The organism is Poseidonibacter sp. (genome assembly GCF_041821165.1).
Lineage (GTDB): Bacteria > Campylobacterota > Campylobacteria > Campylobacterales > Arcobacteraceae > Poseidonibacter.
The window spans coordinates 1-25,609 of the sequence record NZ_JBGUES010000001.1 but is presented as its reverse complement, the minus strand read 5'-3'; the positions used below and the strand labels follow the sequence as shown (position 1 = coordinate 25,609).

The following is a 25,609-nucleotide window of genomic DNA, read 5'->3' as shown; positions in this document are numbered from 1 at the left end:
TAACTTATTCATGACTATTTTGCTATTATCTCACTACTTAAAGGACATATATGCAAGAATTAGAAAAAATTATTTCTCAAATCTCATCATTAGTATGGGGAGTTCCTATGTTAATTTTACTTGTAGGAACTGGTTTATACCTAACAATTAAATTAAAAGGAATGCAATTTTGGGCATTAGGTCATGCTTTTAAATTGATTTTTACAAAAGAAAAAGATGCAAAAGGTGATATTACAAACTTTCAAGCACTAATGACAGCGCTTGCTGCAACTGTTGGTATTGGTAATATTGTTGGAGTTGCAACTGCGATTACATTTGGAGGACCAGGAGCTGTATTTTGGATGTGGGTTACTGGTTTAGTTGGAATGGCAACTAAATATTCAGAAGCTATTTTAGCTGTAAAATACAGAGAAAAAGGGATAAATGGTTACAAAGGTGGACCTATGTACTACCTTGCAAAAGGTGCAAATATGCCTAAACTTGGTTTAGCCTTTGCTGCTTTTACTGTTTTAGCTTCATTTGGAATTGGAAATATGACACAATCAAATGCTATTGCAACTGCTTTGACTTCTCAATTTGATACACCATCATGGATAACAGGAATTGTACTTTTAACAATTACTTCTTTTGTAATTTTAGGTGGGATTAAATCAATTGGAAAAACAACATCAATTTTAATTCCATTTATGATTGCAATTTATTTAACAACTGCTATTATAATTTTAGCTACAAATGCTGATAAAATTTCTGATGCATTTGGCCTAATTTTCTATCATGCTTTTAATCCAATTGCTGCTGGTGGTGGATTTGCAGGAGCTGCTGTTGCTGCTGCTATTAGATATGGAATTGCAAGAGGTGTATTTTCAAATGAATCAGGTCTAGGTTCAGCTCCAATTGCAGCAGCAGCTGCAAAGACAAGTGATCCTGTAAAACAAGCACTTGTTTCTATGACACAAACATTTATTGATACTTTAGTTGTTTGTACTATGACAGCATTAATTATACTGATGGCACCTATATGGACAACAGGCGCAAGTGCTGGTGATTTAACACTAAAAAGTTTTGAATATTTCTTAGGCGGTTATGGTTCATTTGTTGTAATTTTAGCAACTATTCTTTTTGGATACTCTACAATCTTAGGTTGGTCATATTATGGTGAAAAAGCCTTTGAATATATTTTTGGAGAAAAATCTATTAGTATTTATAGAGTTATATTTGTAAGTTTTGTTTTAGTTGGAGCAATGCTTGAATTAAAACTTGTATGGAATTTTTCAGATTTAGCAAATGGTTTAATGGCAATACCAAACTTAATTGGACTATTATTATTATCTAAAATCGTTACAGAAGAAACAAATAGATATTTTAAAGCAAAATAGTATAAAAGCATAAGCTTTTATACTAAATCAACCTCTTTATTTAAAGAATAACCTAAACCTTTTATACTCACAATTGATTCACTTGGTATTTTTTTTCTTAATCTTTTAATCATAGCTCTTATATTTGTAAGATTTGATTCTTCGCCTTCCCATACATATTCCATAATTTTGTCGTATGTTGCGATATGATGTAAGTTCTTTGAAAAAAGTTCTAAAAATAAAATCTCTTTTTTTGTAAGTTCAATCTCTTTTTGATCTTTATATAAAATATGATTTTTAAAATCATATTTATAGTTTTCATCAAATTTTAGATATTTTTTTTGAATCAAACATAGTTTTTTTACTTTTTCAATAAGCTCTAAAATAAAAAATGGTTTTTTTATATAATCATCACATGATAATTCATAAGCTTTTTGAATAAACTCTAAATCATGATTTGAGCTGATTATAATTGCAGGTGTTTCTTTGTGATTTAATCTTAAAAGTTCTAGTAAAGAAAGTCCATCGATATTAGGTACATTTATATCTAAAATAAAACATGAATATCCATTTTCTAAAGATTCTAGTGCATCTTCGCCATTAGTAAAAGTATCAACTTTATAGTTCTCTTTTTCTAAAGAATTTTTCATTAGATTTAGTAATCTTTCATTATCTTCTAATACTAATATTTTCATTTTATACTCTCTAATTCAATTGTAAAAGAAGCGCCATCTTTTATGTTTTGCACTTTTATTTTTCCATTCATTTTATCTTCTATAATCATTTTTACCATATATAAGCCAATTCCATGACCATCTTTTTTTGTAGAATAATAAACTTTAAATATTTTTTTAATATTTTTTTGTTTTATTCCACCTGCATTATCATTTATCTTTATTATTAATTTATTATTTTTATTATAAAAAAACATATCAATTTTTCTATTTTTATAATCATTATTTAACAATTCATCTTTTGCATTATTAATAATATTTAAAACTGATTGCATAAACTCATTTCTAAATCCACAAATATTTAAATTTGTATCTTCTTTTACATCGATGTTTATGCTAATATAGTTATATTTAATATTATGTTCAACAATATCAAGCATTGATTTAATTGCATCATAGGCATTAAAAATGCTCTTTTTATTTGAAGGAACTATAAAACTTTGAAAATCATTTATAGTATCATTCATATAATTCACTTGTGTCATTATATCTTTTACATAAGATTGGTTTTCTAAAACATCTGTATTTGAATTATAAAAACTCTCTTGTGCTATTGTAGTAATTTCAACTAATGGCGACTTCCATTGATGAGCAATTGATGAGAAAATTTCTCCTATTTCTGCTAATTTTGATTGTTGTATTATAAATTGTTGATTTTTTTCATTATCTTTTTCATTTTCAATCTCTTTTGTAATATCAGTAAAAATTGTAACTGTACCCATAATCTTAGTTTTACTATCACAATATGATGCTTGTTTTATAAAATATATCTTTTTTTTATCATTTGATATTTTATATTTAAACCTATTGTTTTTATCTTTGTCTTTTTTATATTTCTCTAAAATATCAGAAATTATATCTGCATTTTTATTTTCTAATTGAATTAAGGATTTTCCATAAATTTTAGAACTAGGTAGTTCTAAAAAATTACAGAATTTAACATTTGAATCAATTATTTTACCTTTATCATCTTGCCAAAATATTGGACTTTCAATTGCATTTAATAAAACAGAATCAAACTCTATTCTTTGTCTTAATTTTTTTTCAGTATTTTTTCTAAGATAGATATTATGAAATAAACCAATTATAAGAAGAATTAAAATAGGAGATATTGTAAATACAAAATTTATAAATCCTCTATTTTTATCATAAAATGTAACTCTTTTATTTACAATCTTATAAGAATCATTTAGCTGATTAACAGCAAGTGTAAATTGATCTAATTTTAAAGCATCAAATACATAATATAGCTCATCAAATACTTTTATATTTGTTTTATTATTTTCTAAAATATCTAATGCCATTTGTCCAGAAGTTTTACCAAATATACTTAAATCAATAATACGACCACCAATAGCACCTTTTTTTATAAACATTGAGTCTGTAACAAAAATAGGTATTTTTGAGTTTTGAATAAATTTTGAAATAGTGTTATTTTTATATAATTTTCCATTTGAGTCTTTATAGAATCGAATAAATAAAGCAGCAGTATTTTCTTCAAATTTTTCAAACTTTTTACTTAAATCCTCTAAGTTATTCTCTTTTAAATAAATAAGTTTGTATTTACCTTTAAAATTATCAAGAAACTCTTTTATTAATGGTTCTGTATGTTCTGCATTTGTACTTTTATCATTTATAATATATAACTTTTTTATTGAAGGAATAAGTGTTTGTATTACTTTTGTATTTCCTTTTAAGTCTCGTTTTTCTAATAATACTGAGACTTTATCTTCTAAGTTATATTTTTGTAAATTTTTACGTGAAAAGTTCTCCAGACCAAGTGCTAAAATAGGTTCATTTGTAAAAAGATTTTTATATGACTTTAAAACAAAATCATATGCAAATCTATCAATTACAATTATTAAGTCATATTTTCTATTTTTTAATTGTATTTTATATAAGTTTTCAAGATTTAAAATATATTCATTAGAAGTAACTCTTTTTGAATCCATATATAAAGTACTTGTATCTATATCATCATAAGAGTAAAATTCTTTTTCAATTCCTTGAATAATTTTATCACTCCATTCATAACCTTTATGATATGAATTAATAATTAAAATTGATTTATTTGCAAAAAGATAAGAATTAAAAAGAATTAAAAGTAAAAGTAGTTTTTTCATAATTGAATTATAGTCAATTATTACTAAGTTTAAAAATTAAAAAAGCACTAGTATTTAAACTAGCACTTTTAAAATATTGTCTTATAAGATAATAAATCCTAATAAAACTAATGCACCTAAATAAATAGCTCCAAATATTGCTCCAAGTTTCCACCATGTAGCTTGAGAGATATAACCTGCTCCATACCAAATAGGAGATGGTCCTGTTGCATATGGTGTAATTATTCCCATAAGTCCTAATGAACCTACAAGTAATAAAGATAATGGTTGAATCATTTCAGCTGGTAATAAATTAACAGCAACCCCTAAAAATAGTGGTAAAAGTGCAACTGTATGTGCTGTAACACTTGCAAATAAATAGTGAAATAAGAAAAATAAAACAACTAGAACTATTACAATCATAGTAGGTTCAAATCCTGATAAACTTCCTGCGATTAATCCTGCTGCCCATTTTAAATATCCAACTTGTTTAAGTCCACTTGCCATTGCTACTAAAGTTGCAAACCAAATAAATACATTTATAGCAGCTTTATTTGTAATAACATCTTCCCATGAAATAACATTTGTTAAAACTAATAATGATAATACAAAAATTGCAGCTATTGTACCATTTACACCAATTTCTTTTCCAAAAATCCACATTACAAGTGCAAGCATTCCAAGACCTAACATAAGCAATTCATTTTTAGAAACAGGTCCCATTTCTTTTAATTCTTTTGCTGCCCAAGCTGGTGCTTCAGGAGATTTTTTTTGTTCTGGTGGGTAAATAATATATGCTAAGAATGGAACTAATAAAAATAATGGAACCATTACTATTCCTAATGTACTAAACCATTGTGCCCAGTTTATAACTATTCCTGTACTTTTTTCAACTAATGATACAGCTAAAAGGTTAGGTGCAAGTGCTGTTAAAAACATTGAACTTGTAACACATGTTGCTGCAATTGCTACCCATGAAATATATCCACCTAATTTTCTAGGTTCATTTTCAGGAGTTGAATTAAACATTTGTGGAATATTAATAGCAATTGGGAAAATTGTCCCTGCACTTCTTGCTGTATTAGATGGCATAAATGGTGATAATACACCATCAGCAAATGCTACTGCATATCCTAAACCAAGTGATGTTTTACCAAGATATTTAACTAATAAAAGTGCGATTCTTTTTCCAAGTCCACTTTTTTTGTAACCAAGTGCAAACATAAATGCTGCAAAAATTAGCCAGATTACTCCATTTGAGAATCCACTTAATGCCCAATCTCTACTTGCTTTTGCAGTATCCCCTACTAAACCAAAAGTTGCTGCAAATGCAACACCTGTAAGTCCAATAAGTGCAGCTGGAATTGGCTCTAAAATTAAAGCAATAATTACAGTTAAAAATAGCGCAAAGAAGTATTGTGCATTAACACTTAAACCTTCTGGTGTTGGCAAAAGTGCCACAATAATTCCAACTAATAGTGGAATCAAAATATTTATTTTGTTGTTTTGAAACATGATAGTCTCCTTCATTTATCTTTATAATGAAATAATAAAATAGTAAAGTGACTTTAATATGACATTTGTAGGAAAATTTAGGCATAAAAAAAAGGGATAAGATTAAATCTTATCCCTTTTTAAATAATTTGATAGTATTTATTATAATAATGAGTTGATTTTATCAGTAAATGCTTGTTTAGAAGAAGCACCAACCATTTGATCAACGATTTCACCATCTTTCATAAAGATGATTGTTGGAATTGATCTAATTCCATATTTAACAGCTAAATCTTGTTCTTCATCTGTATTTACTTTACAGATATTAGCTTTACCTTCGAATTCTTCTGCTAATTCTTCAATTACAGGAGCAATCATTCTACAAGGTCCACACCATGGAGCCCAAAAGTCAACTAGAGAAACACCATTACTAGTAATTTCTTCAAAATTTGCTGGAGTTAATTCAGTATATTTTCCCATTTTATTTCCTTATTATTAATTGTTTTTATATTTTAAGTAGAATAATTTTAAATTAAACTTATAGATTATATCTTTAAAAAACTTAAATTAAGTTTTATATTACTTTTAAATAAAGAGTTACTAATCTTGCCTAAATTAATTTTTGGATAAAATATCTAAATTAAATTTAAAATGGATGATTTTATGGATATTAGAAAAGAGTATTTAGAGTTTTTTAAAAGTAAAGGACATGATGTTATTTCATCAATGCCACTAGTGCCAGATGATCCAACACTTATGTTTACAAATGCCGGAATGGTACAGTTTAAAGATGTTTTTACAGGTGCTATTCCAAGACCTGAAAATCCAACTGCTACTACTTGTCAACTTTGTGTTAGAGCTGGTGGTAAGCATAATGACCTTGAAAATGTAGGTTATACTGCACGTCATCATACACTATTTGAGATGTTAGGAAATTTCTCTTTTGGTGATTATTTTAAAGAAGATGCAATAGCTTACGCATGGGAATTTATTACAAAAAATCTTGAATTACCAATTGAAAAATTATGGGTTACTATTCATGAAAGTGATGATGAAGCATATGAATTATGGCAAAAACATATTGATGCTTCAAGAATCAAAAGATTTGGAGATAAAGATAATTTCTGGTCAATGGGTGATACAGGTGCTTGTGGACCTTGTTCTGAAATTTTCTATGACCAAGGTGAAGAAAACTTTAGTACAGATGAAGATTACTTAGGTGGAGAAGGTGATAGATTCTTAGAAATTTGGAACCTAGTATTTATGCAATATGAAAGAGATGCAAGTGGAAAACTTAATCCTTTACCAAAACCATCAATTGATACAGGAATGGGACTTGAAAGAGTTATTGCTATTAAAGAAGGTGTTTTTAACAACTTTGATTCATCAAACTTCCAACCAATTATCAAAAAATTAGAAGAATTAAGTAAGAAAAAAACTACTAAAGAAACTATTGGTTCATATAGAGTTATAGCTGATCATTTAAGAGCAACATCATTTATGTTATCTCAAGGTATTCTTTTTGGAAACGAAGGAAGACCTTATGTATGTAGAAGAATTTTAAGAAGAGCTGTTAGACATGGTTACCTTTTAGGATTTAGAAAACCATTCTTAGCAAAACTATTTGATACATTAGCAGATATTTTAGGTTCTCACTATACAGAACTAGTTGAAAAAGCAAACTATATTAAAGAACAATTAACACTTGAAGAAGAAAGATTCTTTAAAACTATTGATTTAGGTATGAATATTTTTAATGATGAATTAAAAAATACAAAAGAAGTTTTCTCTGGTGAAGTTGCATTTAAACTATATGATACTTATGGATTCCCATTAGACTTAACAGAAGATATGTTAAGAGATAAAAATTTAAAAGTAGATAGTGCTAAATTTGATGAACTTATGAGTGAACAAAAAGCAAAAGCAAAAGCTGCTTGGAAAGGTAGTGGAGATACTGCTGCTGAAGGTGATTTTAAACAATTACTTGAAAAATATGGTGAAAATGAATTTATCGGTTATGAAAATACTGCTTCTAAAAGTACTATTTTAGCTTTATTAGATGAAAACTATAAAGAAGTTGAAACTTTAGAAAAAGGTTCAAGTGGTTGGGTTATGCTTGATAAAACTCCATTTTATGCAACATCAGGTGGACAATCTGGTGATATAGGTGCATTAGAAGATAATAAACATATTGCAATGATTGAAGATACACAAAAATTCTTTGGTCTTAATTTATCAAAAGTAAATATTGAATCATTAAATTTAAGAAAAGGTGAAAAAGTTGAAGCTATTGTTGTAAATAGAAATGAAATATCTAAACATCATAGTGCTACTCACCTTTTACAATCTGCTTTAAAAATGGTTTTAGGTGATACTGTTTCTCAAGCTGGTAGTTTAAATGATGCCAACAGATTAAGATTTGACTTTACATATCCAAAAGCTATGAGTAATGAACAAATTGAAGAAGTTGAAGATTTAGTAAACTCTATGATTGCAAGAGGAATTTCAGGAGATATCCAAGAATTACCAATTGAAGAAGCAAAAAAATCTGGTGCTATTGCAATGTTTGGTGAAAAATATGGTGATACAGTAAGAGTTGTAAATTTTGCTGATGTTTCAGTTGAATTCTGTGGTGGAACTCATGTTAAAAATACTAGTGATATTGGTAGTTTCTATATCATAAAAGAAAGTGGTGTAAGTGCAGGAGTTAGAAGAATCGAAGCTGTATGTGGTGCTTCTGCTATTTCTTATACTAAAGAGATTATTTCTAGTATGAATGAAATTCAATCTGAATTAAAAAATAATGATGCAATTGCAGGTATTAAAAAATTAAAAGATCAAATTAAAACATTAAAAAATGAATTAGTTGAAGCTCAAAGCCAATCACAATCTCCTATTTCAGAATCAATGATTGGTGATACAAAAATTGTTGTTGATGTAGTATCAAATGGTGATATTAAAAAAATTGTTGATGATTTAAAAAATGCAAATGAAAAAGTTGCTGTATTATTACTTCAAGCAAAAGGTGACAAAGTTATGTTAGTTGCTGGAAGCAAAAACACAAGTATTAAAGCTGGTGATTGGATTAAAGCAATTGCTCCAATCGTTGGTGGTGGAGGTGGTGGAAGACCTGACTTCGCTCAAGCTGGTGGAAAAGATGTAAGTAAAATTGAAGAGGCTAAAACAGCTGCCTTAACTTTTGCACAAGAAAATTTAAAATAATGACAGAATTCTTCCAAAGTTCTTCTGCACCAATAATATTTTTACACGTAATTTCAGCTGTGATTTGGGTTGGAGGAATGATTGCACTTAGATTTGCAGTTCATCCTTCAGTTCAAGATATAGCTGAACCAAAAATCAAAATTGAAAGAACATTACAATTTTTAAAAACATTTTTTAATATTGTAATTCCTTGTATTGTAATACTTTTAATCACTGCTATTATTATGATAATTGCTTTAGGGTTTAAAGGAACACCAATATATAGTGTTGTTATTGCAAAAGAGATTATTTGGACTATTATGACAATAGTTTTTATAAGTATTTATATTAAAAGAAATAAAGCCCAAAAAGCTTTTCTTTTAGGTGATTATATTACTACAAAAGCACAATTAGCGCCAATTGCTAAATATTTTATACCTTTAAATATCGCATTAGGAATAATTGCTATTTATTTAGGTGTAACACTTAGAGGGTTTTAATTAACCCTCTTTTAAAAATAAAGCTCTATTTTTAAAACTTACAAACAATACAATAGAAAGTATAAATATTAAAGAGTAAATCATTATATTCCAACCATAATAATCATAAATTATAGAAGGAATAATACTTCCACTTGCCCCTCCAATATAATAAAAACTTAAATACATTCCAGAAGTTAAAGATTTTTGTTCATCTTTTAAAGAGTTTGCTAAACCTGTACTTACAGTGTGAACAGTAAACATTCCTATACAAAATAAAAACAACATTACAAATAATATTACAATATCTTGAGTAACTAGAAAAAATGTAATAAATAAGAAAAAACAAACACCAGCTAAAATAGTATTTATTTCATTTTTAAAAAATGCAATGATTTTTTTTGAAAATAAAGATACAAGGATTCCCATTCCATAACCTAGGTATAAAAGACTTATTTGAAATTCTGTAACATTACTTGATATATCTTTTACTCTAAAAGGTAGTACATTTAAAACGCCAGCAAATACGAAGAACATACAAAACATTAGAAAATATACTAATAAAAACCTTTTATCTTTTAAAATAGTCACAATATCATTTAACTTAGGTTTAACAACTTTTGCATCACCTTCATAAGATAATTTTTGTATTAAAATCAAAGATATAGATAGTCCAAGAGAAAGTGAATAAAATACAAACTCATAAGAAAAATATGTTGCAATAAACCCTGAAAATATTCTTCCAACAAGACCACCTAAAACTGTTGATGCCACATAAATTGACATATTAAATTTTATATTTTCTTTATTTGTATTTGCTAATATACTCATAAGTGCTGTTAATATTGCAGGTATTACTAAAGCCTCAATAATTCTAAAAGTAAAAAATGATTCATAAGTAGTTGACATTGCTAAAAATATATTTGTAACTAAAAGAATAAAAGATGCAATAATAAGCATTTTTTTAGCACAAACTTTTTCTAAAATATACCCATAAACAATTGGTGATATTGCAAGAAAGAACATAATTACAGCTGTAAATTGAGATGCTTTTGTAATTGAGATATCAAATTTTTGCGCTAATAATGGTTGCAAAGGTTGTGTTGCATACATAACTGAAAGTATAATAATTATTGAATAAATAATAATAAATAAGTCTAATTTTTTCATTTTTGAATTATATCGTATTTCTTGAAATAAATATAACTTAGCTATAATACTTTAAATTATAGGAACTTTATGAATATATTCAACTCAAAACTTATTGGATTTTTACTTTTAGAAATTTTACTAATTCCAGTTTTATTTAAACTACTAATAATTAACTTTTTTTTTATAAATCATGAAGAGAGTTTATTTTATCGTATATTTCAAACTTTAGCACATGATTCAATCATTTATTTCTTAATCATTTTATTTATATATATTTCATATTTGAAGTTTATTAAATATTATATAGCCATTGTTTTACGACTATTTGCTCTAGTGATTTTTTTACTTTACATAATTGATTTATTTGTTCTAAATAGCTTTGCTACTCACCTAATCTTAGGTGATATTATAAAATATATAACTTACGCTCCTAAATATATACAACAATTATATTCTCTTAATATACTTATTATCTTAGCTTCTTTGATTACAATAGTTTTAATTTTAATATTTATTTTCAAAAATTATCAAATTCAAAATAAAAGAAGTCACTATACTTATTTAACTTCAATTGTTTTATGTTTTACTCTTTTCTTATTTGCTGATAATGGTCGTTATATTCATTCTTGGTTATATAAAAATTTTATTGAATATAACTACGATATTATTGAACAATCTAATAAATACTCAAATGATTTCAAAAAAAACCTATCAGTAAATCATAATCAACAATGTATTAAAAGTGAAAAAAATAATAAAAATATTATAGTTTTAATGGTTGAATCATTAGCCTCATATCAAAGTGAATATTTTTCAAATATCAAAAATTGGACTCCCCAACTTGATAAAATTGCAAAAGAAAATATTAGTTTTAAAAATTTTTATGCAAATGGATTTGTTACAGAAGATGCAGAGATTTCAATCCTAACAGGTAAATTTCCAATATATGCTTCTAGCTCTTTTTCAAATGGAGGTGGCGTTTCATTTAGTGGTTTTTATAATATCAAAGATTCTTTAGCTGATATTTTAAATAAAGAGGATTATCAAACAGAATTTATTACTTCTTCTGATTTAGAATTTTCAAATACAGGCTTATGGGCAAAGAGTATTGGATTTAAACATATTGAAGGAAGTGAACAAAAACTATATTCTGATAAAAAAAGATTTCACTTTAATGCAGCAGGAGATGAATTTTTATATCAACGTGTATTAAAAAGAGTTTCTAAACAAGAAGGAAAATACTTCTTATTTATAAAAACTGTAAGTTCTCATGCACCTTTTATAAATCCTGAAAATGAAAATCGTTCAGAAGAAGAAACAATAAGATATGTAGATAAACAAATTGGAAATTTTTATAATAAATTAAATGAAATGAACTTTTTTAAAGATGGATTATTAATTATTGTAGGAGATCATCATCCAGTGATTCCAATAAGAAAAGAACAAGTTATTAAACATGGCATATATAAAGCTCCTGCTTTTGTTCCTATGATTTTAGTAGATAATAAAAAACAAAAAGAAGTAAATCTTCAAGCTTTTCAACAAGTTGATATTTATAATTCTATTAAAAATTATGTATTAGAGCAAAGTTGTACATCTATATGGAATGGAGATTTTATTTCTTCTAAAACAAATCCAAAATATATCATACATAGAAGAGGAGATCAAAGAGGTATTATTAGTGTATTTAATGAAAATAAGATTTTTAATATAAAACTAAATGGCGATAATACAAAGATTATTGAAGATGAACAAAATGAAGAAGTTTTAAATAAAATTAATTACATGAGAATTCAAAGAGAAAAAAAAGAGTTTAATGAAATAAGTATCACTCAATTATAAATCTTATTTCTAATCATAAAAAAATTAAAAAACATTACAATAATTGAGGCAATTGCAAGAGGTAAAATTAAATACTCTTGGAATACTTTATATGAATAAACTAAAGAAATGAAAATAGTATAATTTAACAAAGCACCAATAGTTTGAATACTCATATAATAAATATACTCTTTTCTTTTTTTATATTTACTATTTAAGGAAAAAGTAAATTTTCTATTTAAAAGCCAAGTAACTAAAACTGCAAAAAGAAATGAAAAAACTCTTGAAATATTAATATCCATATTTAATTTATGTACTAAAAATAAAAGAATTGAAGCATCAACTAAAAAGCCAATACCTCCTATAAAACCGAATTTTATAAACTGTTTCAAAAGTCTAATATTCTTTGTTCAAATTCTAATTTATTATTATGAGCAATTGAGTCTAGTATTATTCCTAAAGCAAAAAAGATAATACTAATTAAACCCAAACCAGTTGCTAAAATAGCTAAGGGAACATGATAAATATATTTATATGTAAGCCAATCATCAAAAACAGGTATAGCACTAATTAGAGATAAAAGTGCAAAAAGAATTGTTAAAGAAAAGAAAAATACAAAAGGTCTGTAATATCTAAAAATTTGAAAAATTGTAAATATCACTTTAAAACCATCATTAAAGGTATTTAGTTTTGAAAAACTTCCTTCTGGTCTATCTTTATAACTTATACATACTTCTTCTATTTTAAATCTTTTATCTAAAGCATGTAAAGTCATATCTGTTTCTAATTCAAAACCTTCAACTAAAATAGGATAGTTTTTTACAAATTTTTTACTAAAAGCTCTATACCCACTCATAATATCAGTTATCTTTGCTTTAAATAGTTTATTTACTAATTTTTGAACTAAGGTGTTTCCAAAGTTATGAAAGGCTCTGCTATTCTCTTTTTTATAGTCACCTAAACTAAGTCTATCTCCAACACACATATCAACATTGTTTTCTAAAACAGATGATATAAGTTTATGCACTTCATTTGCAGGATAAGTCATATCAGCATCAGCCATAATATATACATCAGCATCAATTTTATTAAAAGCTAATCGAACAGCATTTCCTTTACCTTGTCTGTTTTCATGTAAAAGTGTTCCATTTATATCAAACTCTTCAAATACATCTTTCACTATTAAAGAAGTTTTATCAGATGAGTTATTATCTATTACTACTATATTTGATGTTGGTAATTCTTTAAAAAAACTAAGTATTGTATCTTTTATAGTTTTTTCTTCATTAAAAGCAGGAAGAATAACTGCAATATTTGGATTAGTGTTATTCATTGTTTTTCATCTCTTTTTTTATTTTAAAAATTATTCGATTATGATAAATAGATAAAGGAATTATTCCCAAATTATTTAATTTTTCAAAATTTAATACTTGTTTATCATTTCTAAGATAGTGAATATAGATATCAGCATTTACATATTTTACTAATTTAGATAATTCAAGTTCACTAATCCCCTCCTCTTTTTGCATTCTTATGTAAATATCTTTTATATTTTCATTCTCATTTGAAAACCAACCAACACTACAACTTGGAACAAAATGAATTTTAGGATTTAAATAAACTGCTCTATACATATCTTCATGTAATCTATTTGATAATATTGTTTTATTATCAAAAGCTTTATCTTTAAAAAAAACAGCTTCATTTATCTCTTTATTTAAAGATTTTCCATTATAAACATAAGAAAAAACTGCAATACAATAAGGAATAGCAATAAGATAAAAAATCATTGATTTTTTTGCATAATTAACATTTTTTATCATAAATAAATACTTTTTTCTTAAGTTATAAAAAAAGCTTTTTTTATTTGCATTTAAAATTATTGATAAAAAATAGATTACAAATAAAGGTAAGAATAGATAAAAATATCTAGCTTGATTTACCCATAAAATTGATGTTATTAGTAAAAACAGTGCAATATTATTTGATTTAAAATATTTATAGTTTTTATAAATTATATAACTTGAAATACCTAAAAACACAGCTAATAATACAAAATAATTAACATTTGATAAAAAAGAGAATAAGGCCTTACCCTCACCTACTTCAAGTCCCATTCGCAGTTTTTGATCAGTTAAAATATTTATAACCGTTTGTAAATAGTTTTCTAAATCATGTAATAAAAATAGTATAAGAGAAAAACATGAAGCTAAAAAAACTCCCCAAAAAGCATTCCATTTTTTTTGTATTAAATATACTAAACCAATAGAGCCTGTATACATAAAAAACAAGTAATAAAAAGGAGCATATAATATTGTTAATATAAAAATATATATAAAACGATTGCTAAGTAAAAGTGCAGCCATTACATATAATCCTGATAATAGATCAGGTCTTACCATTAGATATCTTGATGCTGTTAAAAATACAAGTGAAATAACTACGATATATAACATAGATGAAAATTCATATTTGATTTCATTTTTTATATATTGTGCAATTAATAACATTAGAAAAAACAAAGATAAGGTATTTATTAGAATATGTACATATTCAATTGGAATAAAATTGGAGAAAAAAGCCAATAAATTATGCCACATAAACCAAGGATCATAAGAGCCAAATAAAGAATAAGGGAAAACCTCGCCCCAAGAGTGCATAATATCTTTATTATACGCAAAAGCAATATGTCTTAGTCCATCATCAGGCATACTAATATCAAGTGAAATAGAAAATGATAAGGCTGAAATAAGAAGGATTAAACTGTGGATATATTTATTAAAAAAGAATTTATTTTTCATTAAAAATATTATCATGATTCCATTTATAAGCAGATAAAAATTCTGCTTATATTATTTACTATCTGGATACTCAATTTCTTTTGAAAAGTATGCATTAATAAAATTTAGATTTACTAGACTTTTGTTATAGTCAAATTTATATCTATTTTTATTTAAATATTCATTTTTATAGTTTTTATCAAATTTATTTATTAATTCATTTGTCAAAACTCCTTCTTGGTCAATAATAAAAGTATTTTCTGTAACTATAAAGAAATGTATTATATTTAAATAATATTTATTATCAATTAACAAAGTTGATATTTCATAGTTTTCATAATCTAATCGTTCTATTACTTTAAACTCTTTTATTTTAAGTGTTTGCTTAAATAAATATTCAAAATAACCTCTCTCTAAGCCATTCCATCGGCAATCAATATCTAAACTAATATATTCAATAAATAACTTGCCATATTTTTCATCTTTTGTATTTAAAATATATGAGCTATTGGTACAAGAATCAAAAGTATATTGAATTTTATTTTTATCGTAAATTACATTATTTTTGAAAAAATTATTATCATAATTTTGAGAACAGCCTGCAAATATAAATATAACTAAGTATATTATGTAGTTTCTAAACATTTGAGCTCCTTTTGTAAGTTTATATATTATATCATTTTGTAAAGCCCTTGTATAGGTACTTTCAAAGATTTTAAAAATCAAAACTTAATTTGCTTTAAGCTATAATATAAGTTAAATTTAATTTTTGGAGATTAATATATGAGAAAAAAAATGTATTTTTTATTGCCTTTTTGTCTTTTTTTTGTTGCTTGTGCAAGCGTTCAAAAAGAAGTTGAAATTAAAAATAAAATTACTCAATCAGATAAATACAAACAAGTATCTACGCAAACACCTTTAGAAGAGTTAAAAACTAAAGAGGATGAATTATCATCAAATAAAAATGACTTAGAAGAGATGAACAAAGCTATTATGGAATTTTACTCAGAATGGAAAGATGTAAAATATGTATATGGTGGAAATTCTAAAAAAGGAATAGATTGTTCTGCTTTTATTCAAAGAATATATAAAGAAAAGCTTGATATTCAAATTCCAAGATCAACATGGACACAAATAAAAGTTGGAAAGAAAATTAAAAAATCTGAGTTACAATTAGGTGATTTAATATTCTTTAAAACAGGTGTAAAAGATAGACATGTTGGAATTTATATGGGTAATGGAGATTTTATGCATGCTTCTGTAAAAGGAATTAGATTTACAAAAGTTGATAAACCTTTTTATAAAAAACATTACTGGATGTCTAGAAGAATCATAGATAATTAATCAAAAAAAAAGGCCATAGAAAAATTCCATGGCCTAATACAGCAAAACTCTTATAAACAAAATACTTAAAGCTTTAAACTGTCTATTTTTAAAATTACAAGGAGATTACATTAGCCCTAATATATTTTAGGAGGGGGAAAGCGATGGTTACTTAAATTAAAGTCTATTTTTAATATACCTAAATGCGACGTAAAGATATAAAAAATAAATCTTTTTTCATTAGTAACAAAATAAATTTGTATCAAATAATCACTTTTATTATAATGGGCTAAATGTAATGAATGAATGTCAAAAGTAAATAGATGCACCAAATTTATAATTTAGGAAGCAGAAAGGATACAAGTAAGAATGCATCTACCTCTTTTATGAAACAATTATAATCTAATTATATGATAATTGTATGATTTTACTACAACTTTAAATACTTTGATAAAATAAACAAACAAAATACGCTAACAATGTACATTTTTAGTACATACACAATATTGAGTTTAAATATTCTTTTTCCATCAATATTATACCTTGCAATAATTGTAAGATTTAATCCACTAAAAGGTGAAGTCGATACTGTTGTTGACCATGCCATTAAAAAAGTAACTGCAAGTAAAGTATTATTAACTCCACTTAAAAAATCTCCAATTATTGCTATTGTTATAATTGGATGAATTCCAATAAAAGCTAAAAAAATAAATATCGCTAATAAAATTGAGGCAATAAACCAATCAAACTTTTCAAATGGTAAAGATAAATCAAGTCCTAATAAAATAGAACTTATTGAAATTCCAAACATTCCTGCAACCAAAAAAAGTGACATTTCTAATTTCATTTTTGGTAGTTCTTCAAAAATATGGTTTTGCAAAATATTAATAGATTTTTTTAAACCTTTTTTTATTGGTAAAACAAATAGTGTTAGAAGTATAGAAAAAAGCGCTATTAAAATAATCACTTTTATATTTGGAAAATAGTGATTTGTTACAAGTACTAAAAATGCAAGGGAGAATGGTAAAAGTAATGATTGAAAAGAGACAGGATAACCTTGAAATTCATCTATGCGTAAATCCTTATTTTTAATAACCTCAGCATATGTAAATAAAAATGCAATCAATGCTAAAAATAATCCATTAACTAAAATAATAGATGTTGATAATAAAGGTGCATAAGTAATAGCAGCAGCAAAAGCTACAAAAAATGGTGACCAGTAAGCATCACTTGCAAATGCTCGTGTTAAAAGTATTATTTGAGCATTAGAAAGTGGGCCTTTTTTATATAGTTTATCAGCAACTAAAATAAGTGAAGATAGATTTATAACAGAACCAAAAAGATGTACACCTAAATATGTTTTTAAAAAAGATTCTTTGCCTTTTGGTAATATCTGTGATTTGTCTTTTTTTGGACTTGCAATTAATCGTAAAAAACCTACTCCTATTAAAAGTGTTAATAAATATTGATTTACTGTAAATGCTTTTTTAAAATCAATTGTAAAATCATTTAAATAAGATATATAAAAAGCAATCATACTAAGAACTAAAAGAGTAGTAAGCATCTTTATATTTTTCAAAGATAAAAAAAGCAATAAAAATGCAATCCATACACTTAATCCTGCATATATTAAAAAATCATTATTTATAAAATACGAGTATATACTTAAAAAAAATGATACAAATATTAATATGCCTGATAATTGATTTAACATAAACTATACTTTTTCACTTTTGCTTACAAATAAAGTTAGATATATCCCTAAAAAGATTAATGACATTCCAACTAAATGATAAAACTGTAAAACCTCATCTAATAAAAAATAAGCGATAATCGCTCCAAAAATTGGCATTAGATGAGTAAATTGTCCTGCTTTACTTGCACCAATTGCAATAGTTGCGCTATTCCAAAAATAAAAAGATAATATTGATGGAAAAATCACTATATACATTAATGAATATAAGACTTCATTATTACTCATAAAATTAAGATTAGTAATACTATAACCTTGATATGTATATATTACAGATAAAATTAAAACACCTATTATAGTAATTGAACAAAAGAACTCTAAAGGATTTAATTTCATTGGTTTATATTTTAATAAAATACAATATAAGGCCCAAGAAAGAGCACTTAATATTACCCATAAATCACCATGAGTAAACTCTATATTTGAAAATAAATTTATATTACCTTTTAAGATTAAAAAAACAACTCCAAGTGTTGATAAAATAACTCCTAAGAACTGAATTTTGCTTATTTGTCTTGCAAAAATCAAACTTGATAAAACTATTATAAAAATAGGTGTACTTGAATTTATTAATAAAGCATTCGTTGCTGTTGTAGTTTGTAATCCAAAATATAAAAAAGTATTAAATCCACTTATTCCTAATGCACCTAAAGTACATAGTATTAAATAGTTTTCTTTAAATACACTATATATATTTTTATAACGTAATAAAATATATGGGCTTAGTAATATTAAAACAAAAAACCACCTATAAAAAGATAATTCCATTGGTTCAATACTTGAAGATATTAATCTTCCAAATACAAAATTTCCAGACCAGAAAAGAACTGCTAACATTAAAAATATATAATTTTTCATTATTTTTACTTCTTTTGATTTTTTTCGTATTATACATAAAATTTTGATATAACTTATTATAAGTACTTATCTAGTGTTAGTAGATAATAAGATATAATAATTTATGGAAAAATTAAAAAATAGCACAATTTTATATATTGAAGATGATGATATTACAAGAGAAAATATTAGTTCTTATTTAAAAAGAAAATGCAAAACTTTTTATTGTGCAGCAAATGGCAAAGAAGGTTTAGAGTTTTTTGAAAAATATAATCCAGATATTATCATCACAGATATTCAAATGCCTAAATTAAATGGCATAGATATGGCTAAAAAAATTAGAAAAATATCCTCAAAAGTTCAAATTATTATTACAACTGCATATACAAGCAATGAGTATTTATTAGAAGCAGTAAATTTACATCTTGTAAAATATATAGTAAAACCAATTAGTCTTAATAAATTAAATGATGCATTAAAACAATGTGAAGATTTTTTAGAAGATGAAATAATCACAAAAAGACATTTTGATATTGATACTTTTTATGATATTTATACAAAAGAGTTAATAAAAAAAGATGAAATAATTCCTTTATCAAAAAATGAACGAGCATTACTAGACTTACTTATTAAAAGCTATCCAGCATCTTGTACTTATGAAATAATTGAATCTACTGTTTATGAATATGAAGGTTCAAAAAATGCAATTAAACTTTTAGTTAAATCTTTAAGAAATAAAATAAATAAAGAGACTATATCAAATGTATCAGGATTAGGATACAAAATAAATATTTTAGAAGCATAAATAATGAATTCTTTATTTTTAGGTTTTTACTTAGGTATATTTTCTATTATTCTTCTTTTTAATATACTTTGGTATGTTTATAATAAAGAAAAAGCATATCTTTACTATTTTTTTATGCACTTATCTGTTGTATTTTTATCACTTAATACTTTAGAAGTTTTACTTATTCCCACTGTTCCTATTGCAATATTTGCCATATTTTTCTCTTTTTTATTCGCTAAAGAGTTTTTAAATCTAAATAAGTACTATCCAAGTATAAATAAATATGTTTTATATACTGCATATATTATTCCTCTAATTTTATTTCTTCTATATATTACAGATAATTCACTACTAATAAAATATATACCTTTTTCTTTTATATTTTTAGCTTTTGTTTTAATAGCCTATAAAGTTTATAAAAAAGGTTTTGTTCTTGCAAAGTATTTTGTAATTGCTTGGAGTGTTAATTATGTAATTATTCTCTTAACTGATATAAATAGAATATTTAATATTGAAATTATTCACTTTGAGTACTTAAGCCAAATAGGAAATATTTTAGAAGCAGTAATTCTATCATTTGCTCTATTTGCAAAAACAAGTATTTTAACACTTGAAAAAAATGAAAAAGAAAAAATGCTAATTCATCAATCAAGACTAGCTTCAATGGGTGAAATGCTAGCTAATATTTCTCATCAATGGAGACAACCACTAAATAGAATCGCATCACTAATTATAAATATGCAAATTCATATTATGGATAAGTATAAAGATGAAAAATATTTATTAGAAAAACTAGAACAAAGTCAAATTCAACTTGAATATATGTCTGAAACTATTGATGATTTTACTAATTTTTATAAAAAAGATAAACAAAAAGAGGAGTTTTATGTATCAAGTATGATTTTAAATGCATCAAATATCATAAAACCTACACTAAAATCAAATAATATAAATTTAAAAATTGAAATAATTGAGGATTTTAAATTAAACTCATTTCCAAAAGAGTTATCTCAAGTTATTTTAAATCTTCTTCAAAATGCAAAAGATGCTTTGATTTTTAATCAAATAATAAAACCAAAAATTAATATTGTAATAGATATAAATACTATTATAGTAAAAGATAATGCAAATGGAATAGCAAAAGATATTATTGAAAAGATATTTGAGCCTTATTTTACTACTAAAGATAAACATCAAGGAACTGGTCTTGGTCTTTATATGAGTAAAATGATTTTAGAAAAAAATATGAATGCTTCAATAATAGCTATAAATACAAAAGATGGTGTTGAGTTTATAATTAAGTTTTAACTTTTTTAAATACAAAACTTTTTATAAAGTAACACCAATGCAACACAATTATTAGTTAGAATCTAGTTAGATTAAAATATAATGGTAATATAAATTATTTTTTAAGCTATTTATAAAAGGATTCCTATGTTTTTAAAAAAATCAATATCTACATCATTAATATTATGTTTAACACTTCTTTTTACAGCATGTGATAAAAAAGAAGAGAAAGTTATAAAAGAAGAGATAAAAAAAGTTGCTGTCAATGTATATACATTACAAAATGAAACCTATCCAATTTGGGTAGATTTTTCAGGAAAAACTGAAGCTTTTAAAAATGTAGAAATTACATCACGAGTAAATGGCGAATTAAAAGAGATTTTTTTTAAAGCAGGAGAAAGTGTTAAAAAAGGTCAAGATTTATTTAAACTTGATGATAGTCAGTATAAAGCTATTTTAGAACAAAAAAATGCAAGTTTAGAAAAAAATAAAGCAAGCTTAAATCTTGCAATTGCAAATTTAAATAGATATAAACCTCTTGTTGAAAAAGGTTTAGCTCCACGTGAAAAACTTGATGAATTACAAGCTATTAAAAAACAAAATGAAGCAGTTGTTCATGCTGATTTAGCAAGTATTAAACAAGCATTGCTAGATGTTGAATATACAAATATTAAAGCCCCAATAGATGGACAAATTGGTAAATCTTTAGTTGATGTTGGAAATCAAGTAAATGCTTCTTCAACAAACTTAGCAAAAATAGTAGATTCTAGTTTTTTATATGCAAACTTTAATCCAAGTGCAAGAGAAGTATCTTTAATAAATAAATACAAATCAAAAGAAAAACCAATAGTAAAAATTAAACTTGAAAATAGCAATGATGATTTTGAGCTTGATGGAAAAATTGATTTTATTGATAATACATCAAATGAAACAACAGGTACAGTTTTTATGAGAGCAAAAATAAATAATAAAGACAATCTAATATTTGCAGGAACTTTTGTAGAAATTAAACTATTTATAAGTGATGAGATTCCAGTTCTTGCTGTTCATCCAAATAATATTGGACAAAATCAAATTGGTTCATTTGTATATATTGTAGATGAAAATAATAAAATCCAAACAAAGCAAATCACAATTTCATATAGCAATAAAGATATTGCAATTATCAAAGATGGTTTAAAACAAGGTGATAAAGTAGTAGTAAGTAATATTACAAAACTTAGAAACAATATTTTAGTAGATGCAACTGAAATATCAAACCCAATTAAAAAATAGGATAATCTTATGTTTTCAATATTTTTTATAAAAAGACCAATATTTGCAAAAGTAATTTCACTATTTATTATAATAGTAGGAATGATAGCTTTATATGTTCTTCCAGTTGCTCAATTTCCACAAATTACACCTCCTACAATATCAGTTAGTGCAAAATATACAGGAGGAAGTGCTCAAGTAGTTGAAAGTTCTGTAACTACTGTTTTAGAAGAACAACTAAATGGCGTTGAGGGTATGATTTATATGGATTCTACCTCATCATCTGATGGAAGTTCAAATATAAATCTTTATTTTGAAACAGGATATGATTTAAATACAGCTGCTATTGATGTACAAAATAGAGTAAGTCTTGCAAGTCCTAGTTTACCTGATAGTGTAAAACAACAAGGTGTTACTACAAAGAAGAAGTCTACCTCTATGGTACAGATTTTAACTGTAAAATCTACAAATGAACTTCATGATTCTTTATTTTTATCAAATTTTGCTAGTTTAAATATTGCAGAAGAGTTAAAAAGAATTGATGGAGTTGGTGATGTTTCAAATTTAGGGGAAAGAAAGTATTCAATGAGAATATGGATTAACCCTGATAAATTATCAAACTATAATCTAACAATTAATCAAATAACAAGTGCTATAAAAGAGCAAAACTTACAAGCTGCTCTTGGAACAATTGGTAGTTCACCATCAAATGCTACAAATAAATTTCAGTATACACTTACATCTAAAACAAGACTTTCTTCACAAAAAGAGTTTGAAGAGATTATTATAAAAGAGAATAAAGATGGAAGTAAAGTTAGATTAAAAGATATATCAAGAGTTGAACTTGGAGCTGAAAATTATTCATGGAGTGCTGCTTTAAATAATAAACCAACTGCACTTCTAGGAATATATCAATTACCAGGAGCAAATGCCTTAGATGTAGCAAAAAAAGTTCAAGAAAAAATTGATAGTTTATCAAAAAGATTCCCACAAGGTTTAAGTGTTGAAGCAACTTATGATACAACTAAGTTTGTTGAAGTATCAATAAAAGAAGTTATTGTTACTTTATTTCAGGCATTAGTTCTTGTATTATTAGTAGTATACTTTTTCTTACAATCTTTTAGAACTACAATAATTCCAGCTATTGCAATTCCTGTATCTTTAATTGGTACTTTTGCTCTATTATTAGCTATGAATTTTTCTATTAATACATTAACATTATTTGGTCTTATTTTAGCTATTGGTATTGTTGTTGATGATGCTATTATTGTTGTTGAAAATGTTGAAACAAATTTAGCAAAAAATCCAGATATTACTTTAAAAGAAGCAACTACACTTGCTATGAAAGAAGTGTTTGCACCTGTTATATCAACTACTTTAGTATTACTTGCTGTATTTATTCCTGTTACGTTTATTCCTGGAATTTCTGGTGCTTTATATCAACAGTTTGCACTTACTATTGCTTTTGCTGTTATTATTTCATCAATTAGTGCATTAACACTTTCACCAGCATTATGTGCAACAATTTTAAAAAGAAAAAAAGAACAAGAAAAAAAGAATTTTATTTTTACAGCTTTTGATAATGCCTTAGATTCATTTAAAAAAGTTTATGAAAAAATGCTAAATAAAATCATCAAGTTTTGGTATGTAGCTGTTATGATTTATGCTTTATTATTAGCTTGTACTTATTTCACTTTTAAAGTTTTACCAACTGGTTTTATACCAAATGAAGACCAAGGTACACTTCTTGCATCTGTTTCACTACAAGCTGGTTCAACTCTTAGTTTAAGTGAAGATGTTACAAAAAGAGTAAGTGAAATTATAAAAAATACAAATGGTGTACAAGATGTTATAAGTATTACTGGTTTTAGTATTATCACAGGAGCTCTTGATTCATCAACATCAACAATTTTTATAGTTTTAGAAGATTGGGAAAAAAGAACAAGTGTTGAAAAATCAATAAAAGAAATTACAGATTCAATAACAAAACAGACAAATGAGCAAATAAATGATGCAAATGTAAGAGTATTTAATATGCCTTCAATTCCTGGACTTTCTGCTGTTGGGGGATTTGAATTAAAACTTCAGAATCTAACAAATATGCCAATTAATGAGTTTGAAGCTTATTCTAAAGAATTTATTTCAAAATTAAATCAAGATAAATCTATTATGATGGCTTATACTTCATTTAATAGTGCTTATCCTCAATATTTTGTTGATATAAATAGAGATAAAGTATCTTCTTTAAATATTAAACTAAATGATGTTTTTTCTACACTTCAAACATATTTAGGTTCTTTATATGTAAATGATTTTAATAAGTATGGAAAAACATATAGAGTATTTATTCAAGCAGATCAAAATTATAGAGCAAATAAAACTTCAATAAGTAACTATTTTGTTCAAAATAAAGATGGAGAAAATGTACCACTAAGTACAATTGTTCAAATAAAACAAATAAGTGGTGTAAATACAATTACTCACTTTAACTCTTATCAAAGTATTGCAATAAATGGTATTCATAATATAAAAGAAGGATATAGTTCAGGTGATGCCATGAATGCACTAGAACAAATAGCTAAGGATACCTTACCCTCTTCTGTTGGATATGAATTTTCAGGTATGAGTTTACAAGAAAAAGAAGCAGGTAATGCAGCTGTTTATATTTTTGCTTTATCAATAATAATGGTATTTTTATTCCTTGCTGCACAATATGAATCATGGATGATGCCATTAATGATTATGCTACCAATTCCTGCTGTTATGTTTGGAGCACTTGGTGCTAATATGTTTGCAGGTTTATTAAACAATACCTATACTCAAATAGGATTAGTCTTACTAATAGGTATGTCTTGTAAAAATGCAATTTTAATTATTGAATTTGCTAAAGAGTTAAGAGAAAAAGGAGAAAGTATTGTAAATTCTGCAATACAAGCATCTGTTTTAAGACTTAGAGCAATTTTAATGACAATATTTTCATTTTTATTAGGAATATTACCATTAGTATTTGCAAGTGGTGCAGGAGCAGTTTCAAGACAATCATTAGGTACGGCTGTATTTGGTGGAATGATTATGTCAACAATTTTAACACTGTTTTTTACTCCTATATTATTTGTAATTCTTCAAAGATTAAGAGAAAGAAAAAATAAACTAGCAAAGGTAGAAGAAAATGCTTAAAAATATAAAAATGAAAAAAACAATTTCTTTAATTTGTGCAATAACATTGTATTCAACACTAAGTGCAAAAGAG

Annotated in this window: 20 protein-coding genes; 9 read left to right on the top strand and 11 right to left on the bottom strand. The window is 25.4% G+C overall.

Features of this window, described 5'->3' with window-relative positions:
• Window positions 1-50 precede the first annotated feature (50 nt).
• On the top strand, window positions 51-1,376 hold the full coding sequence (locus tag ACERKK_RS00100; RefSeq protein WP_373771025.1) for an alanine/glycine:cation symporter family protein: 1,326 nt from the start codon (window positions 51-53) through the stop codon (window positions 1,374-1,376).
• Between the two features lie 17 nt (window positions 1,377-1,393).
• Here the strand turns inward: ACERKK_RS00100 and ACERKK_RS00095 are convergent, their stop codons facing one another.
• From ACERKK_RS00095 to trxA, 4 genes are all read right to left on the bottom strand, one after another.
• Window positions 1,394-2,050, bottom strand: coding sequence for a response regulator transcription factor (locus ACERKK_RS00095; protein WP_373771024.1), 657 nt, complete (start codon window positions 2,048-2,050; stop codon window positions 1,394-1,396).
• Window positions 2,047-4,212, bottom strand: a complete 2,166-nt coding sequence (locus ACERKK_RS00090; protein ID WP_373771023.1) for an ABC transporter substrate binding protein — start codon at window positions 4,210-4,212, stop codon at window positions 2,047-2,049. Before ACERKK_RS00090 ends, ACERKK_RS00095 begins: the two co-directional genes overlap by 4 nt.
• An 81-nt stretch (window positions 4,213-4,293) precedes the next feature.
• A complete protein-coding gene (locus ACERKK_RS00085; RefSeq protein ID WP_373771022.1) occupies window positions 4,294-5,706 on the bottom strand; it encodes a DASS family sodium-coupled anion symporter in 1,413 nt (470 codons plus the stop codon).
• Between the two features lie 141 nt (window positions 5,707-5,847).
• A complete protein-coding gene (trxA, locus tag ACERKK_RS00080; protein WP_373771021.1) occupies window positions 5,848-6,165 on the bottom strand; it encodes a thioredoxin in 318 nt (105 codons plus the stop codon).
• Between the two features lie 183 nt (window positions 6,166-6,348).
• On the opposite strand from trxA, the gene alaS reads away from it, so the two are divergent.
• Together alaS and ACERKK_RS00070 are read left to right on the top strand one after the other, a co-directional pair.
• A complete protein-coding gene (gene alaS, locus ACERKK_RS00075) occupies window positions 6,349-8,907 on the top strand; it encodes an alanine--tRNA ligase (protein ID WP_373771020.1) in 2,559 nt (852 codons plus the stop codon).
• Window positions 8,907-9,386: a hypothetical protein gene (locus ACERKK_RS00070; protein WP_373771019.1), complete on the top strand. Its 480-nt coding sequence runs from the start codon at window positions 8,907-8,909 to the stop codon at window positions 9,384-9,386. The genes alaS and ACERKK_RS00070 overlap by 1 nt, the downstream gene beginning before the upstream one ends.
• Here ACERKK_RS00070 and ACERKK_RS00065 read toward each other — a convergent pair whose 3' ends face one another.
• A complete protein-coding gene (locus ACERKK_RS00065; RefSeq protein WP_373771018.1) occupies window positions 9,387-10,535 on the bottom strand; it encodes an MFS transporter in 1,149 nt (382 codons plus the stop codon).
• A 69-nt stretch (window positions 10,536-10,604) separates the two neighbouring features.
• Here ACERKK_RS00065 and ACERKK_RS00060 point away from each other — a divergent pair, with 69 nt between their 5' ends.
• Window positions 10,605-12,359: an LTA synthase family protein gene (locus ACERKK_RS00060; protein ID WP_373771017.1), complete on the top strand. Its 1,755-nt coding sequence runs from the start codon at window positions 10,605-10,607 to the stop codon at window positions 12,357-12,359.
• Here ACERKK_RS00060 and ACERKK_RS00055 read toward each other — a convergent pair.
• From ACERKK_RS00055 to ACERKK_RS00040, 4 genes are read right to left on the bottom strand one after another with little or no spacing between them, the layout of a single operon-like run.
• Complete coding sequence (locus ACERKK_RS00055; protein ID WP_373771016.1) at window positions 12,350-12,730, bottom strand: GtrA family protein; 381 nt, start codon at window positions 12,728-12,730, stop codon at window positions 12,350-12,352. The genes ACERKK_RS00060 and ACERKK_RS00055 overlap by 10 nt on opposite strands.
• A complete protein-coding gene (locus ACERKK_RS00050) occupies window positions 12,727-13,671 on the bottom strand; it encodes a glycosyltransferase (RefSeq protein WP_373771015.1) in 945 nt (314 codons plus the stop codon). The genes ACERKK_RS00055 and ACERKK_RS00050 overlap by 4 nt, the downstream gene beginning before the upstream one ends.
• The gene (locus tag ACERKK_RS00045; protein ID WP_373771014.1) at window positions 13,664-15,154 is read right to left on the bottom strand and encodes a hypothetical protein; all 1,491 of its coding nucleotides are present in this window, start codon (window positions 15,152-15,154) and stop codon (window positions 13,664-13,666) included. The genes ACERKK_RS00050 and ACERKK_RS00045 overlap by 8 nt, the downstream gene beginning before the upstream one ends.
• Before the next feature lie 36 nt (window positions 15,155-15,190).
• A complete protein-coding gene (locus ACERKK_RS00040; RefSeq protein ID WP_373771013.1) occupies window positions 15,191-15,763 on the bottom strand; it encodes a hypothetical protein in 573 nt (190 codons plus the stop codon).
• Between the two features lie 138 nt (window positions 15,764-15,901).
• On the opposite strand from ACERKK_RS00040, the gene ACERKK_RS00035 reads away from it, so the two are divergent.
• Window positions 15,902-16,462, top strand: coding sequence for an NlpC/P60 family protein (locus tag ACERKK_RS00035; RefSeq protein WP_373771012.1), 561 nt, complete (start codon window positions 15,902-15,904; stop codon window positions 16,460-16,462).
• Between the two features lie 409 nt (window positions 16,463-16,871).
• Here the strand turns inward: ACERKK_RS00035 and ACERKK_RS00030 are convergent, their stop codons facing one another.
• Together ACERKK_RS00030 and ACERKK_RS00025 are read right to left on the bottom strand one after the other, a co-directional pair.
• The gene (locus ACERKK_RS00030; protein ID WP_373771011.1) at window positions 16,872-18,155 is read right to left on the bottom strand and encodes a tellurium resistance protein TerC; all 1,284 of its coding nucleotides are present in this window, start codon (window positions 18,153-18,155) and stop codon (window positions 16,872-16,874) included.
• Between the two features lie 3 nt (window positions 18,156-18,158).
• Window positions 18,159-19,052: a DMT family transporter gene (locus tag ACERKK_RS00025; protein WP_373771010.1), complete on the bottom strand. Its 894-nt coding sequence runs from the start codon at window positions 19,050-19,052 to the stop codon at window positions 18,159-18,161.
• Between the two features lie 103 nt (window positions 19,053-19,155).
• On the opposite strand from ACERKK_RS00025, the gene ACERKK_RS00020 reads away from it, so the two are divergent.
• From ACERKK_RS00020 to ACERKK_RS00005, 4 genes are all read left to right on the top strand, one after another.
• Entirely contained in the window at window positions 19,156-19,836 is a 681-nt protein-coding gene (locus ACERKK_RS00020; RefSeq protein WP_373771009.1) for a response regulator transcription factor, read from the top strand.
• Window positions 19,837-19,839: 3 nt separating this feature from the next.
• Entirely contained in the window at window positions 19,840-21,126 is a 1,287-nt protein-coding gene (locus tag ACERKK_RS00015) for a 7TM diverse intracellular signaling domain-containing protein (RefSeq protein ID WP_373771008.1), read from the top strand.
• Window positions 21,127-21,252: 126 nt separating this feature from the next.
• Window positions 21,253-22,380 (top strand): efflux RND transporter periplasmic adaptor subunit, encoded by a 1,128-nt coding sequence (locus tag ACERKK_RS00010; RefSeq protein ID WP_373771007.1) that lies wholly within the window; start codon window positions 21,253-21,255, stop codon window positions 22,378-22,380.
• A 9-nt stretch (window positions 22,381-22,389) separates the two neighbouring features.
• The gene (locus tag ACERKK_RS00005) at window positions 22,390-25,536 is read left to right on the top strand and encodes an efflux RND transporter permease subunit (protein ID WP_373771006.1); all 3,147 of its coding nucleotides are present in this window, start codon (window positions 22,390-22,392) and stop codon (window positions 25,534-25,536) included.
• Window positions 25,537-25,609: the final 73 nt, after the last annotated feature.